This window comes from Flammeovirga pacifica (genome assembly GCF_000807855.2).
Taxonomy (GTDB): domain Bacteria; phylum Bacteroidota; class Bacteroidia; order Cytophagales; family Flammeovirgaceae; genus Flammeovirga; species Flammeovirga pacifica.
This window is the reverse complement of the sequence record NZ_JRYR02000001.1, coordinates 3,658,246-3,671,743: the sequence shown is the minus strand read 5'-3', so window position 1 is coordinate 3,671,743 and position 13,498 is coordinate 3,658,246. Positions and strand designations below refer to the sequence as shown.

11 protein-coding genes are annotated in these 13,498 nt (G+C 34.6%); 3 read left to right on the top strand and 8 right to left on the bottom strand.

The window, feature by feature from the left end:
- The first annotated feature begins 161 nt into the window (after positions 1-161).
- A complete protein-coding gene (locus NH26_RS14455) occupies positions 162-1,922 on the top strand; it encodes an AMP-dependent synthetase/ligase (RefSeq protein ID WP_044227283.1) in 1,761 nt (586 codons plus the stop codon).
- A gap of 125 nt (positions 1,923-2,047) precedes the next feature.
- On the opposite strand, the gene NH26_RS14450 is transcribed toward NH26_RS14455, so the two are convergent.
- From NH26_RS14450 to NH26_RS14415, 8 genes are all read right to left on the bottom strand, one after another.
- On the bottom strand, positions 2,048-2,572 hold the full coding sequence (locus tag NH26_RS14450) for a mechanosensitive ion channel domain-containing protein (RefSeq protein WP_044227280.1): 525 nt from the start codon (positions 2,570-2,572) through the stop codon (positions 2,048-2,050).
- A gap of 11 nt (positions 2,573-2,583) precedes the next feature.
- On the bottom strand, positions 2,584-3,723 hold the full coding sequence (locus NH26_RS14445; RefSeq protein ID WP_044227278.1) for a hypothetical protein: 1,140 nt from the start codon (positions 3,721-3,723) through the stop codon (positions 2,584-2,586).
- Between the two features lie 65 nt (positions 3,724-3,788).
- Positions 3,789-5,228, bottom strand: coding sequence for a DUF1214 domain-containing protein (locus NH26_RS14440; RefSeq protein ID WP_084812187.1), 1,440 nt, complete (start codon positions 5,226-5,228; stop codon positions 3,789-3,791).
- Positions 5,229-5,272: 44 nt separating this feature from the next.
- Positions 5,273-6,541, bottom strand: coding sequence for a DUF1254 domain-containing protein (locus tag NH26_RS14435; RefSeq protein ID WP_044227272.1), 1,269 nt, complete (start codon positions 6,539-6,541; stop codon positions 5,273-5,275).
- Positions 6,542-6,567: 26 nt separating this feature from the next.
- Positions 6,568-7,374, bottom strand: a complete 807-nt coding sequence (locus NH26_RS14430) for a hypothetical protein (RefSeq protein WP_139263079.1) — start codon at positions 7,372-7,374, stop codon at positions 6,568-6,570.
- Between the two features lie 189 nt (positions 7,375-7,563).
- Complete coding sequence (locus NH26_RS14425; protein ID WP_044227270.1) at positions 7,564-8,241, bottom strand: MarC family NAAT transporter; 678 nt, start codon at positions 8,239-8,241, stop codon at positions 7,564-7,566.
- Between the two features lie 11 nt (positions 8,242-8,252).
- Positions 8,253-9,824, bottom strand: a complete 1,572-nt coding sequence (locus NH26_RS14420; protein ID WP_044227266.1) for a tannase/feruloyl esterase family alpha/beta hydrolase — start codon at positions 9,822-9,824, stop codon at positions 8,253-8,255.
- Positions 9,821-10,141, bottom strand: a complete 321-nt coding sequence (locus NH26_RS14415; protein WP_044227263.1) for a hypothetical protein — start codon at positions 10,139-10,141, stop codon at positions 9,821-9,823. Before NH26_RS14415 ends, NH26_RS14420 begins: the two co-directional genes overlap by 4 nt.
- A 211-nt stretch (positions 10,142-10,352) precedes the next feature.
- On the opposite strand from NH26_RS14415, the gene NH26_RS14410 reads away from it, so the two are divergent.
- Positions 10,353-11,303: a succinylglutamate desuccinylase/aspartoacylase family protein gene (locus tag NH26_RS14410; protein ID WP_044227260.1), complete on the top strand. Its 951-nt coding sequence runs from the start codon at positions 10,353-10,355 to the stop codon at positions 11,301-11,303.
- A gap of 270 nt (positions 11,304-11,573) precedes the next feature.
- Positions 11,574-13,151 carry a hypothetical protein gene (locus NH26_RS14405; RefSeq protein ID WP_044227258.1) on the top strand — a complete coding sequence of 526 codons (1,578 nt, stop codon included), beginning with the start codon at positions 11,574-11,576 and terminating at the stop codon, positions 13,149-13,151.
- Positions 13,152-13,498: the final 347 nt, after the last annotated feature.

The following is a 13,498-nucleotide window of genomic DNA, read 5'->3' as shown; positions in this document are numbered from 1 at the left end:
ACCCTTTTAAGGATGAAAATCTTAACATAAATCACCTTGTATTACTACAAAAACTTCTTAATTTGTAGTAACTGTGCTTACACCGTCACAGTAATTACAACTAGAAAACATATTAAAACCTGAGTATTACTCAGCATATAAGCATATTTATCAATCGTTTCATGGAACCAAAACGAGTATTTGATTTTATTGACCAACAGAAATCACTTTACGGTGGTTTAAATGTGTGTTTTGCTAATAAAGTAAACGAAGAATGGGAGACTTATTCTACAGATAAGACCTCTGAAATTCTCTATCAATTAGGTAGTGGTTTACTTCGTTACGGCCTTAAAAAAGGCGATAAAGTAGCTATTGTATCGGATAACCGTCCGGAATGGAGTTTTGTAGATTTGGCCTGTGCTCAGATTGGAGTAACTGTTGTGCCTATTTATCCTACAATTACTGAAGAAGATTATCTATACATCTTTAATCACGCAGAAATTAAAGTAGCTTTTCTAGAGACAAAAGCTTTGGTAAATAAGATCCGAAAAGTTGGTGATCGACTACCAGAATTAGAAAAGATCTACACATTTAATGATGTGGAAGAAGAAACATCTTGGACAAGCTTACTTAGTGCTACTCAAGATGAAATTGACCATATCAATACATTAAGAGACGATGTAAAAGAGGAAGACCTCTATACAATTGTATATACTTCTGGAACTACAGGAAATCCAAAAGGGGTCATGTTATCTCACAGAAATGTGGTAACAGATGCTATTGCTGCATCGGCTACCTTACCTGTAGATAAAGGCAATGCAAGAGCGTTAAGTTTCTTGCCTCTTTCTCATGTTTACGAAAGAACAAGTTTATTTTCTTATCTCTGTGGAGGTGTTTCTGTCTATTTTGCAGAAAATGTGGCCAAAGTAGCTGATAACCTAAAAGAGGTAAAGCCACATGTATTTTGTACCGTTCCTCGTCTTTTAGAAAAAGTATACGATACTATTCTTAATAAAGGAATGGCCACAAAAGGTTTGACTAAGATTATTTTCTTCTGGTCGTTAAATTTAGGCTTACGCTATAACCCAAGAGAAAAACAGTCTTTATGGCAAAAAGTACAGCATTTTATAGCCGATAAGCTAGTTTTCAAAAAATGGAGAGCGGCGTTAGGTGGTGAGATAAGAAATATGAATGTTGGAGCTGCGGCTCTTCAACCTCGTTTAATCCGTTCTTTTTGGGCAGCAGGTATTAAAGTCTGCGAAGGATATGGTATGTCTGAAGCAGCACCTGTGGTGTGTGTAAATAGAGTCGACCCTGAAGATATGATGATCGGAACTGTTGGGCCTGTTTTAGAAGGAATTGATGTGAAGATTGCCAGTGATGGTGAAATTTTAATCAAAGGACCCAATGTAATGATGGGCTATTACAAACAACCTGAATTAACAGATGAAACTGTCATAGATGGCTGGTTGCACTCCGGAGATATTGGAGAATTAATTGATGGTAAATTCTTAAAAATCACTGATCGTAAAAAAGAATTATTTAAGACATCTGCTGGTAAATACATTTCTCCGCAATTCTTAGAAAATAAATTGAAGGAATCTTTCTATATAGAACAGGTAGCTGTTGTTGGTAGTAATCAAAAATTCCCTGCCGCACTTATAGTTCCTAACTTTGATGCACTTTCAAATTGGTGTGAAGACAATAATATTTTCGAAGAAAATCCTCAGAACTTAATCGGTAATCCTGTTGTGGTTAAAATGTTTAAGAAGGAAATTGCTGCTGCAAATAAATCATTTGCTCGATACGAAAAAGTACAAAAGTTTAGTTTGCTCGAAAATGAGTGGACTGTAGATACTGGTGAAGTTACGCCAACGTTAAAACCAAAGCGTAAAATCATACATCAAAAATATGAAAAAGAGATTGAGAAAATCTATTCTTAATTCAAATCAAAAAGCCTGTGAGAAATCTCAGGCTTTTTTTAAACAAATAAGCATCAGACAAAATCCGATGCTTATAATTTCTACTAACTTTACTATCTCGATTCAACTGAAAAATAACTGATCGATTATTTCACATTGGTTAATTTTACAGACCACATCTTCTGTAAAAAGAAAGTGTTTGTCAACATTAATTTTTGATTTTCTTCTGTAATGATTGTAATAAAAAACAATCCTAGATCTGTAATCACACCTCTTAATTTTTCTCCTTCGTACACCACTATATTGTCCCCTATTTTTAAAGGACTTGTCATGAATAAAATAACGCCTGCTGTTATGTTGGATAAGTGAGACCACTGAGCAAAAAAGGCTACACCAATAATGGTAAAAATTGATGTAAAATATATTGCCAAATCTTCAGGTTTCACCTCCCACACACCTAGTACCAAGAGTATACAAAAAGCAACTATTCCTACATTAACAATCTTAGAAATCAAGATTTTTCTTCTTGAATGAAATCCAGATTGTCCTTTATTATTCTTCTCTAGTAATCTTAGAAAACCCAACTTTAACCCTATGGCAAGCACAATGATGAGTAGGGTAGATAATATGTTCCCTATGTCAAGACTGATATTATGGAAATATTGATTCATATTTTTATTATTTAAAAAACGAACACCATGCCTAAAGTAGCTGTCTGAATAGGCATTAATTTTTCTTGCGGACTGTAAACTTTATATGTTCTAAGACCAGCATACACATCAAAATTTAATGAGGTGACTTTTTGTTGGACAAATGCTCCAATACTCTCTGCTTTATCGTAAGCATTTCTAATATTTCTACCGTCACTATAATCAAAAGCAAAAGATGTTGAGCCATATTTCCACCAATTCTTCTCTATACCTAACCTTATTGTATATGCGTATGGTTTTCTATAATTTTCTGTAACGCCTCCATTTGAAAATAAAGAGGAAACACTCACTCCTGAAGCATGATGCTTTCCTGATACACCCACAACCATTCTTCCAGTAAAGGCTGGAGATGGTGCATGTTCATAAGAGATATATGATCTAAAATCCCATTTTTCATACGTTTTAAAATACCTTGCTGCTGCATCCCATTTTCCGTCTGTAGCCACTCCACCTTGAATTTGAAAACCATCAAATAAAATGGGGCTTCTGTATCTGACTCTATCCGTAATGAGCATTCTGCCCGTTGTATAATAATAATCTACAATTTGAGTATCACTCAGTTCTCCCGTCTCCCGATCTCTAAAGTAGAGCCCTTGTGAGGCTAAACCTACAATCAGAAGATTGCTATTCGCTATACCACTTAAATCTGTTTCCAAAAACATAGTAGAGGACGTTAACCCTATTCCTATGTCGATGTAACCATACTTTTCATGTCCAAAAGTCAGCTCGCTTGCCATAATTCTAATGACAGGTTCTGGGTTGGTTTGCTCTTGAGAAATGTGGGATGGCCTTTTACTGTGCAACCCTACTTCTATATTTGCCCCTAGAAAAAATGGTGAGGAATCTTTATTTTGAACTAAAAGCTTTAGTCTTGAAGGAGATTGATCAGAATCCATTACATATGGACCTTCTAAACTCCCTCCTCCATCATTCACCATCATCAATGACTTATGAATTCGACCTGAAAATTGATAGGTGAATTTCGGAACATTCATTTCTTTTTGAGGAGTTACGACCTCCGTGGAATCTGGTACTTCAGAAGCCAATAACATTTCACTTTCAAAAAGAAATAAGTATAAAATAGCAAGGAGAACTTGAGTGAACTTCATCATTTTTAAATTGGTTGAAGTAGTGTACTAGAATATTGCTATTCTAGTACAAAGTCTTTTCGATCAAACTATTTTCGATTTATTTTTTCTGCTTTTGGCACTGTCCATGTTTTTATCTTTTCAAGGTTCGGTGCATAAAGACGACAAAGGATATCTAAATTCTGATCTTGAAGGTTAATGGGCAGCCAGTTCTCTTCTGGTACACCGTCAGGTTTTTCTACAGATACATAGATGTCTATACCACCGTCTTCATTTAATTTGAAACCTGCATTTTCACCTACACTGTATTTCTTATTATCATTCGGAATAAAGAACCCTCTGTCTTGATCATACAATGTCAATGACCAAAAGGCATTTGCCGGTGGTAAATCTTCCTTTGTCATTTTGATCACATAATCGTTTTGAGCATTCATTACCGATCCATCTGAGGCATTTACTGGAAAATACATGGCTTGATCCATTGGTATTCCAATAGGACCAATAATAGAAACAGCAAGGATGGCATCAAGGTCAGTCTTGCCTTTAGGTTGAAAGATTTTCGCACCTATCTTTTTAACAAGTTCTGGATCTAGCATTTTAGCCAAGTTTTCGGCCTTTACTTTGTCTGCAATGTCCCTGAATTTTTCACCATCAATTTTTACATCTGTATTGGGGTTATACGTTTTACCAGGTGCAATACCTAGAGGTTTGTATGCCGCTAATACTTCTTGATCCATCTCATTATTTTCATCGAACGAAGTATGATTGAATACAAATTGCATCACCTCCAAGAGGTTGTTTTCAAATACATCTTCATCAGTCTCTCCTGTAGCAGGAAAGTCCATTTCTGGAGTAGATGTAGGGGCTCCTCCTTTATACTCGGATAAAGACATTCCTTTTATAGACTCAATCTCCTCTACAATTTGATTATACCTTTCTGTCTCATTTGCATGCGGCATGATACGTAGGGCAGCGATAATAAAATCACCAGAAGCTTCATAGACATGATCAATACCTTCTATTGGCTCTCCATTATAACCCTTGGTTCTCTCAGAATGGAAAAGTATTTTGGTTGGCTTATCAAAGTCACCACTTACAGTTGATAAAGGCATATCCACGTAATGATCGTAACCAGAAACCATCAGAGAAATATACTTCGAGTTAAATGATGGAAATTCAATTACAATAGCATCATCCTGTAAGTCTAACATAGCTACTTGATACAAGGCATCATTATTTGGTCTAGCCACTAAATTAACATGATGATCATACAATTCGGTATTGGTAAATGCTTTGTTCCAACCACCTGTAGTAAAATTGGACTTTGGTGAAGCTGTGTATTTATTATTCACATTGTACATCGCTACATATTGGTAGGAGCGTTCTACAATGTTTTTAATTTGACTATCTGTTAAAATAGCATAGCCGTTTTTATCTATTTCAACCGTTTTTTTATTGATATCATTTGCAAAAACACTTGACACAAATAGGCTTAGGAAAACGGTATAAATTACTTTAATATTTTTCATCACTTTAGTACAGTTTATATTTCTGTGATTTGATTTATAGAGTTTTACCCTTTGATGAATGCTGGTGGTACGTAATCTCCAATTTTTTCTGGATCAGCCTGATAAGCACGAATACCGATAACCATTTTGCCTCCTGGGGTGTAAAGCCAGTTGCCTTCTTCTGGTTTAGAAGATATTTTGAGCGTTAAAGACCCGTCCTCTTCAAATTGCATCTGATCCATGGTTAGTACATAAGAATCGTATTTATTTTTAGCTACCAATACGTTTTCATCATGTACAGCAATTGACCAGAATCCTATTTTAGTTAAAGGAGGTAATTCGTCAGATTTGAAATTGATTTCGCCCTCACCTTCAGTATACAACATGAAATAGTTAGCTTCTTCTTTTGAATTTCCCCACAAACCAAAGTCTGCACCAGCTGCTCTTCCTATATAGTAGCCATCCAAAAACTCACGTGTTCCGAAGATGTCATTACTCGTAAAATAACCATTACCAATCTCTAGGTTTTTGTTTTCATTCTTAATAGCCTGATAAGCTGAATCAATTCCCGCTTGCACTTCGCTTAGTTGTTCTTTACTTAATGCTACCTCATTCTTAATACCTATGGCTTTGAATCGATCGAATAGGTCTACTTCAGGTTCTGGCACTGTAATCAGCAAATCGTTTACATACTCCACAAAACGAGGCGAGAAAGCTTTTTCCTTGTCGTAAGCAGGATAAGCTTTTGTCTTTTCAGGAGCAGCTACTACCTTAATAGCATTTTGGATTTCTCTTACTCGCTCTAATTCACTGCGGTCTTTAATGTCAATACGGTTTATTATCAGTGCGTGATCTCCCTCCATCAATACTGGAGTAGAACCATCATTAGATACAACCTGGTGTTTATTGTAGAATGTGAATTGACCTCCTTCCCCTTGATTGGCTCTAGTTCCCATGTAATAGAAATTATGGGTAAATACATCTACACATTGGTAAACAATGTATCGGTCTTTAACCTCTGGAATTTCAACGGTTACAGGGCCTTCAGAGATATCTATAAATACGCCACCGGTCATTGATGTGAAGTTAGGAGCTACTATAGGCAAGCCAATATTGTCCATGGGGAATTTATCGTTCATGGCTGGAACGTTTGGTTTCATACCCATAAAATCAAACATTCCATTCAGGGTTTTTACCTGTTCCATCATAGGGTGAGCATAGATGAATGCCTCATAGGCAACCTCTTTTAAATTTTCCTCTTTAGTTGTCTTTTGTTGACAGCTAAAGCTAAATAGTAGCGTAGTAAATGCGATGATATAACTTATAGTTTTCATGTTCGTATGTAGATTTTTTTTGATAATTATTTAGAGAAAATAAAGTTGGCCATTAGCCTAAATTCTTGTGTTGGAGCAAGGTCTGGTCTCACTACATATTTGTAATATTGAGCACCTACTGCTACAGGCATTTTACCCATAAATACCACTTTTGTTAAACCTGCACCCACTGGAACCGTCCATTGTTGTCCTTTCTCATGATCCCAGTTAGCCATGATTGTAGGGAAAGTATTTACAACCCAACCATTACCTAAACTGTAAGCAATAAGTGGCTGTAAAACCATTTGATTAACTCCTATTCTACTATTGTCTCCTGCAAAAGACCATGTTTGACGAACAACACCGTCAAAAGTCCATTTACCTGTTTGATAAACTACTACGGCAGATAAACCACCACTCCATTGTCCTGAGCCTAAGAAATCATTTGTGGCAGTTGGAAGGTTAATTGATGGTCCAACACCCCAAGCTACTTTTTTAACTGTCTTAGGGGAGAATAAGAATGAATAATTGATATCCGTTAATCCCCACTGTCCATCAATTTTTCCTAATTCAGGACCCGCATCCATTCCTGGCATATAGTTTACACCAATTACTGCTCTATGAATGATATTAAATTTGTCATAGCTTGTAGCGTGAATTGGCTGGAAAGACAAACCATAACTCATTGTATTATCTGGGTTCATTCCAAAATTACTTTGGATTGGAAGAGCTGAGATATTTGATAGTGGATTCTGTAATTTTTGTGCAATTTCATCCGCTTTGTTTTGACTGTAAGCCAGTGCACTCACTGCTAGTAACATTAGAAAAGTGAGTCTTTTTGTTATTATTTTCATTTTGTATCTATTTGTTTTCTTTATTTTTATTACTCTACAAATGTCATAATAACAGAGGTCTTATGTAAGTTAAAAACCGTATGTAACGGTAACATTAGTACCCCTAAAAAACTGATTATCAAATAAAAAGTCGCTCCCAATAAAATCAGAAGCGACTATGAATCATTCATATAATACCACAAAAAACTACTACGATGTTGTTATTGATTTAATCATTTTAATTATAGGTTCTAGAAAATCTTTACTTTCAATGTATCCGCCTATACCATCAAGTACAAACTGGAAGGCGACACAGATTAATATGAATCCCATAATTCTTGTAAGGGCATCTAATCCCGTTACTCCTAATATTTTTGATATAAATGGTGCTCCTCTCATAGATAAGTAGGCCACTAATACTACCATTAAAACACCTAATGAAATGGCGATGTAACCTGGTAAATTATCAGACCCGGCTGCCATACTGATGACTACTGATATCGACCCTGGGCCAGCCAATGAAGGCATGGCCAAGGGTGTGAAAGATATATCACTTTTCGTTTTAGATTCTTCTTTGATCTCATCAGAAAGTTCTTCTGTTTCTTTGGGATTTAACATACCAAAGCCCACTTTCATAATGATCAATCCACCTGCTACTCGAATGGCTGGAATAGAGATACCGAAAAACTCTATAATTATCGCTCCCGACCATAAGAAAGTAAGGAGAATCCCTGCCATAAAAATACTGGCCATTAAGGCTTGCTTATTCGACCACTCTCTAGTATGCCCCTTTGTTAATGATAAAAACAAAGGCACTGAACTAAAAGGGTTAGATATGGGCAGTAATGCTAAAAAGGTGATTAGTGCAATTTCTATTATACCTATCATAATTTCTTTATTTAATTACATCCAAAAGATTTGACATCACGTGTATCACCTTCACCATCATACTGTGCTGCTTCTGGGTATGGACATAATAACCTAGAACCTGCCGGTTTCATTTGCTCATCTATAAAGTAAACTGTGATTTGATCTGGGTCTTTATCATTCGCTACCCAATTGTCTATTTCATCAATCCAGTTTACATACCAAGGGCCATCACCACCTGCACAGTGCAATACACCCGGCATCATAAATAATTTTACATCATCCGCTGCTGTTTCATCAAAATTGATGACATCTTCATAGTAACCTATAGTTCCTAAAGAGGTAATAGCAGTATCAGACCACCCTGAGTACATTAATAGTTTGCCTCCATTGGCTCTAAATTTTGATAAATCAGGACTCGTTGCGTTCAATGTTTTTCCAACCAACAAAGCATCATCTCTGAATGTATCATAGTTAAAGTCTTCATAAGTCCATGTAGAATCTTGGTAAACAAAGAACTTCATGAAATGAGTACCAAAAGCATGTTGGAAGTTAGGAGGAAGTGGAAACTCATCTGATGAATCATTCTCAATTCCTTGGTGAAAAGTAGCTTGTGCATCTACATTGTTTAAACCTCCTGTAATCCATTTAAACCAACCGTCTTTATGTGTTTCTCCTCCAAAAGGAAAACCATAAAACATACTACCGTCCTTATCTTTTGGTCCTTCATAAATGGCTTTTAAAGCATTTATTTGTTCTTGAGATAAGCAGTCTTCTTTTTTCTCTCCATCACATAATAAAGAAGCGACATCGAAATCACATAGTCTTGGATCATTCAGAATTCCATCTTTAATACCGTCAAGTTCATCACACATTTCTAAGTAAGCATCTTCTATTAATTTTAAATCATCTACACTCACTAATGGTTCATCTAAATTATTTGGATCTGGGTACATGTTAATCATATTGTGTACCATACCCATTCCTAATCCCATTGTCCAATCATAAGCAGGTGCACCCGCAGCAATTCCATCAAAATCATCTGGATATCTTTGTGCTTCCATCATGGCTTGACCACCACCTCTTGAACAGCCAACAAAATAGCTATAATCAATTTTTTGAGCATAAAAAGCCTCAATAATTGCTTTAGAAACTACTGTTGTTCTATGCACAGCCATATGGCCAAAGTTGACAATGGCTTCCAAATCTCCTTGAGCCCATCTACCGTCAATTGCATTGGCGCCTTCATGCCCTGTATCTGTTCCTACCGTAGCATATCCTTTTTCTAAAGCTTTATAACCTAATGCTACATTGACAACAGAACCTACATATCCGCCGCCGCCGCCGAAGACAAACTTGCCGTTCCAATCGTCTGGAAGTAATAATTCAAATTTCACTTTTTCTCCAATAATTCCTGCCACTTTGTAATGGGGAGCCATGGCGTCTTCTTTTGTAACTGAAGTAATATTTACATCTGGTAGATCTGGAATATTATCAACATTTCTATTCTTTTTATCTTCTGATGCATATTTAAAACCTACTAATGCTGTTACAGCTATTGCAAGCATTAAGGCTTTCATAAGAAATAATCTTCCCTTGTTCATTTTGACTTATAATTTATTTGATTACTATATTTTTTTATGAAGTAGCTTAACTCATTATGCAATTCATCAAGAGTCTCTTGATATTGATTACATAATTCTTCTTTCTCTCTTCTTTCAAGAATTCTGATCTGATGTTTACACAGATAATAGTCTCTTGCTAGATCCAAAATATGATCAAGCGTTTCGAAGAGATGGTTTAATGTTTTCTCGTGTTCTGGGAAATCTTTTTTCAGTTCATTTTTCCAGAAGGTCTCAACAACTTCTTCCATTTTTTTCGTTTTATCTTGAGACAAATTTGAGAAGTAAAACCGTCCCATGTTAGTTAATAACCGTATGTTACGGTTAAGTCCGAAAGGGAATATTGGTCTGCTTGAATCATTGGTAAAAAGAGAAGATGAATATTTTGTGCTTATTTATTGAATACTTGCAACTCTCTGATTTTAAATCCCGTAATACTAGATCTCGATAGAGTTTTGAGAAGTCTCAAAATTGAAACTTATCTGTTATTATTTATGATTAGTAAATAAGATGTCTAGTGAAAAATTTATCCTTTTGGGTACCGAAATTAAAAAAGGAAAAGGCGCTGTCTTAGAATTAGAAGTAGCTAAATTACATACCCGTAATAGCCTAAAAGTACCTGTAATAGTAGAAAGAGGTAAAAAAGATGGTCCTGTATTATTATTGCTTGGAGGTGTCCACGGCGATGAATCTAATGGAGTTGCTATTGTGCGAGATATCATTCGTAAAAAATACCATAAACCTAAAAAGGGTACAGTAATTTGTATTCCTATTTTTAACATGTTTGGCTACCTCAATCTATCAAGGGCATTTCCTGATGGTAGAGATCTAAATAGAATTTTCCCTGGAAATAAAGGAGGTTCATTAGCCAGTCAGTTTGCTTATAAGTCTACAAAAGAAATTGCCCCTCTTGTAGACTATGTTTTGGATTTCCATACTGGAGGAAGCGATAGAAGTAACTTCCCTAACATTAGATGCAATTTTAAAGAAGAAAGAGAAGTGGCTTTAGCCAAAGCTTTCAATGCGCCGTTTATGATGCACTCTACTTATATTCATCATTCAATTAGAGAAACCATTCATAAAATGGGTAAACCAATCATATTATTTGAAGGTGGTAAATCTCTATCATTAGATAAAGATGTTATTGAATGTGGTGTAAATGGTGCATTAAATGTGATGAAGTACCTTAATATGCAAGAAGGCGACCTAAATAGCAGCCAAAAACCTATTTTAATTCAAAAAAGTAAATGGTTAAGAGCTCCTTATTCGGGTATTTTTGAAGCGATGATTTCCAATGGTGAATACGTCACAAAAAAGACTTTGATAGGAAGAGTTTCTGATCCTTTTGGAGAGTTTGAAAAGAAAATATATGCGCCTTTCGATTGCCATATTTTTGGATTAAATACAGCTCCCAATGTTTACAAAGGTGATGCACTATTTCATGTTAGTGTAAATAAATAAGCTACTACTGTTTTTTATTATATAGCCTTAAACAGAGATTACTTCAAGTTTAAGGTTTTTTTATTCACTTTCATTAAAATTTATACTCATACAACTTGATTCCGTAACAACATTCAAGTAATTTACTTTTTATCAAACAGTTAAACAATCTTTCATTTTGTTTAACATCATCCAATAATGAATATGAAATAGAAGTCCTCAACTCTATTCTATTTTTACCGTTTTACTAATAAAACAACTAAAAATTACAACACACCAAAATCTTTTTATATGATCAATACTCAAATCCTTGAACAACTTCAAAAAATCATTAAAAGTGAAGAGTTTATCAATAAACCCAAGATGAAAAAACTCTTAGAATATATCATTACTGAATTTGTGGAAGAAAGAGGTGATCAATTAAAAGGATATAATATTGGTATTGATGTATTTGATCAAGGAGATAACTTTGATCCAGATCAAAATGCTTTAGTAAGAATAAATGTAGGAAGATTAAGGAGATTACTAAAGTTGTACTATTTGGAGGACGGAAAAAATGATCCCTTAAAGATTGAAATTCCAAAAGGGAAATATATTCCATTAGTTACAGTGATTGAAGAGCAAAAGGAAGAGGAAAAAACAACCATTAAAACCGCTAATATTAAATTAGAGGATAAAGCATGTGTTACTATCTTACCTTTTAAAAACTTATCTAATAATACAGATCTAGAATACTTCTGTTTTGGATTTTCTCAGGAGTTATCGATTCAGTTATCAAAATATGATGATATAAAAATCATGGGGTCAACATTGCCTTTTGATAACATCAATTACGATCAAAAATTTATTGATAATCTAAAAAAACAAAATGTTCGTTTTGCCATACAAGGCGATATGAAAGTGATGGGGAATCAAGCCAAAATCTCTATTCATATGACAGACCTTAGTGATAACTCGCATTCATGGGGAGAACATTATAAGTTTAATCTTCAAGATGATGATCTTTTTGATATTCAAGAAAATATTACCGCTCAAATTGCTACTCATTTAGGGTCAGAAACGGGGCATATCAATGAAAAAAGATATAAAGAATTAATTGCTAGTAAACCTACTACTTATCAAGAAGATCAGGTGTTATTGATGTGGTATTTCTACTTATCACGTTTTACAAATGAAACACACAAACAGTTTTTAGCCACTTTACAAGCATCACTTAAAGAAGATCCAGATTCAGCAATTATCAACGCTTTATTAGAGAACATACATGGAGCTATATACCTTAATGCACTTGGTACTGAACACGATAAAAAAGAATGCGAAAGGTTAATTGAAAAAGCATATATTCTCAATCCTAAAAGTCAAATAGTTCAAATCATGATGGCTTATAAAACATTTATTTTCGATGAAAAAGAACGTTTTTTTCATATCGTCAATAATAGCTTAAAAACAGCCACCAATACACCACTTCGTTTGGGTATTCTTGCTCAATATTTATGTCTTTATGGTGAATGGGATAAAGGAATTGAATTGTTCGATAGGATCTACCAAAACAATATAGATTTTCCTGTTTGGCTTTGTGGTGTGAAAAGTCTAGGGCATTATAGAAAATTGGATTATGAAAAGGCACTAATAGAAGCCAATAATTATCATGTCCCATCATTTTTTTGGGGTCCTTTTTTGAGAACAATATGTTATGCACAGCTTGGTAAAATGAAAGAAGCACAACAAAATCTAGAAGAACTTTTAAAACTTAGACCAGATTTTGCTCAAAATAGTGGTCAGATTATCAGAAGGTTTGTAAAAGAAGAAGCACTAGCAAAACATATAATGGAAGGCTTGGAAAAAGCAGGTTTTAAAAATAATAAATGATTATCTATCTCCAGAGGTTCTTTTCATTATTCAATATGATAAATAAATTCTGGATATAAGTTTCGTTAAAAGTAATATAATTCAAAATCACATTTATAAACTAAATGTGATTTTTTCATGAAATAATATAAGTATACAATTCTATTTAAGGTGACTTTTTCTTTTTTAAAAAAAAGTATTAAGATTTGTGCTTCAAAAAATAATTTACTTTAAAGCAAATTTCATTAAATAATGCTACTACCCAAAGAACTAATTAGAGGTAAGCAGTCGGCAAACCCGCACTTGTCTACACCAACTATTTAACAGGCAGTAGTTCCTCTAGTTTATTGATAGGGTAATCATCAATA

Coding starts and splice junctions, on each gene's coding strand:
- NH26_RS14455 (WP_044227283.1), top strand. CDS start 162: ATGGAACCAAAACGAGTATTTGATTTTATTGACCAACAGAAATCACTT.
- NH26_RS14450 (WP_044227280.1), bottom strand. CDS start 2,572: ATGAATCAATATTTCCATAATATCAGTCTTGACATAGGGAACATATTA.
- NH26_RS14445 (WP_044227278.1), bottom strand. CDS start 3,723: ATGATGAAGTTCACTCAAGTTCTCCTTGCTATTTTATACTTATTTCTT.
- NH26_RS14440 (WP_084812187.1), bottom strand. CDS start 5,228: ATGAAAAATATTAAAGTAATTTATACCGTTTTCCTAAGCCTATTTGTG.
- NH26_RS14435 (WP_044227272.1), bottom strand. CDS start 6,541: ATGAAAACTATAAGTTATATCATCGCATTTACTACGCTACTATTTAGC.
- NH26_RS14430 (WP_139263079.1), bottom strand. CDS start 7,374: ATGAAAATAATAACAAAAAGACTCACTTTTCTAATGTTACTAGCAGTG.
- NH26_RS14425 (WP_044227270.1), bottom strand. CDS start 8,241: ATGATAGGTATAATAGAAATTGCACTAATCACCTTTTTAGCATTACTG.
- NH26_RS14420 (WP_044227266.1), bottom strand. CDS start 9,824: ATGAACAAGGGAAGATTATTTCTTATGAAAGCCTTAATGCTTGCAATA.
- NH26_RS14415 (WP_044227263.1), bottom strand. CDS start 10,141: ATGGGACGGTTTTACTTCTCAAATTTGTCTCAAGATAAAACGAAAAAA.
- NH26_RS14410 (WP_044227260.1), top strand. CDS start 10,353: ATGTCTAGTGAAAAATTTATCCTTTTGGGTACCGAAATTAAAAAAGGA.
- NH26_RS14405 (WP_044227258.1), top strand. CDS start 11,574: ATGATCAATACTCAAATCCTTGAACAACTTCAAAAAATCATTAAAAGT.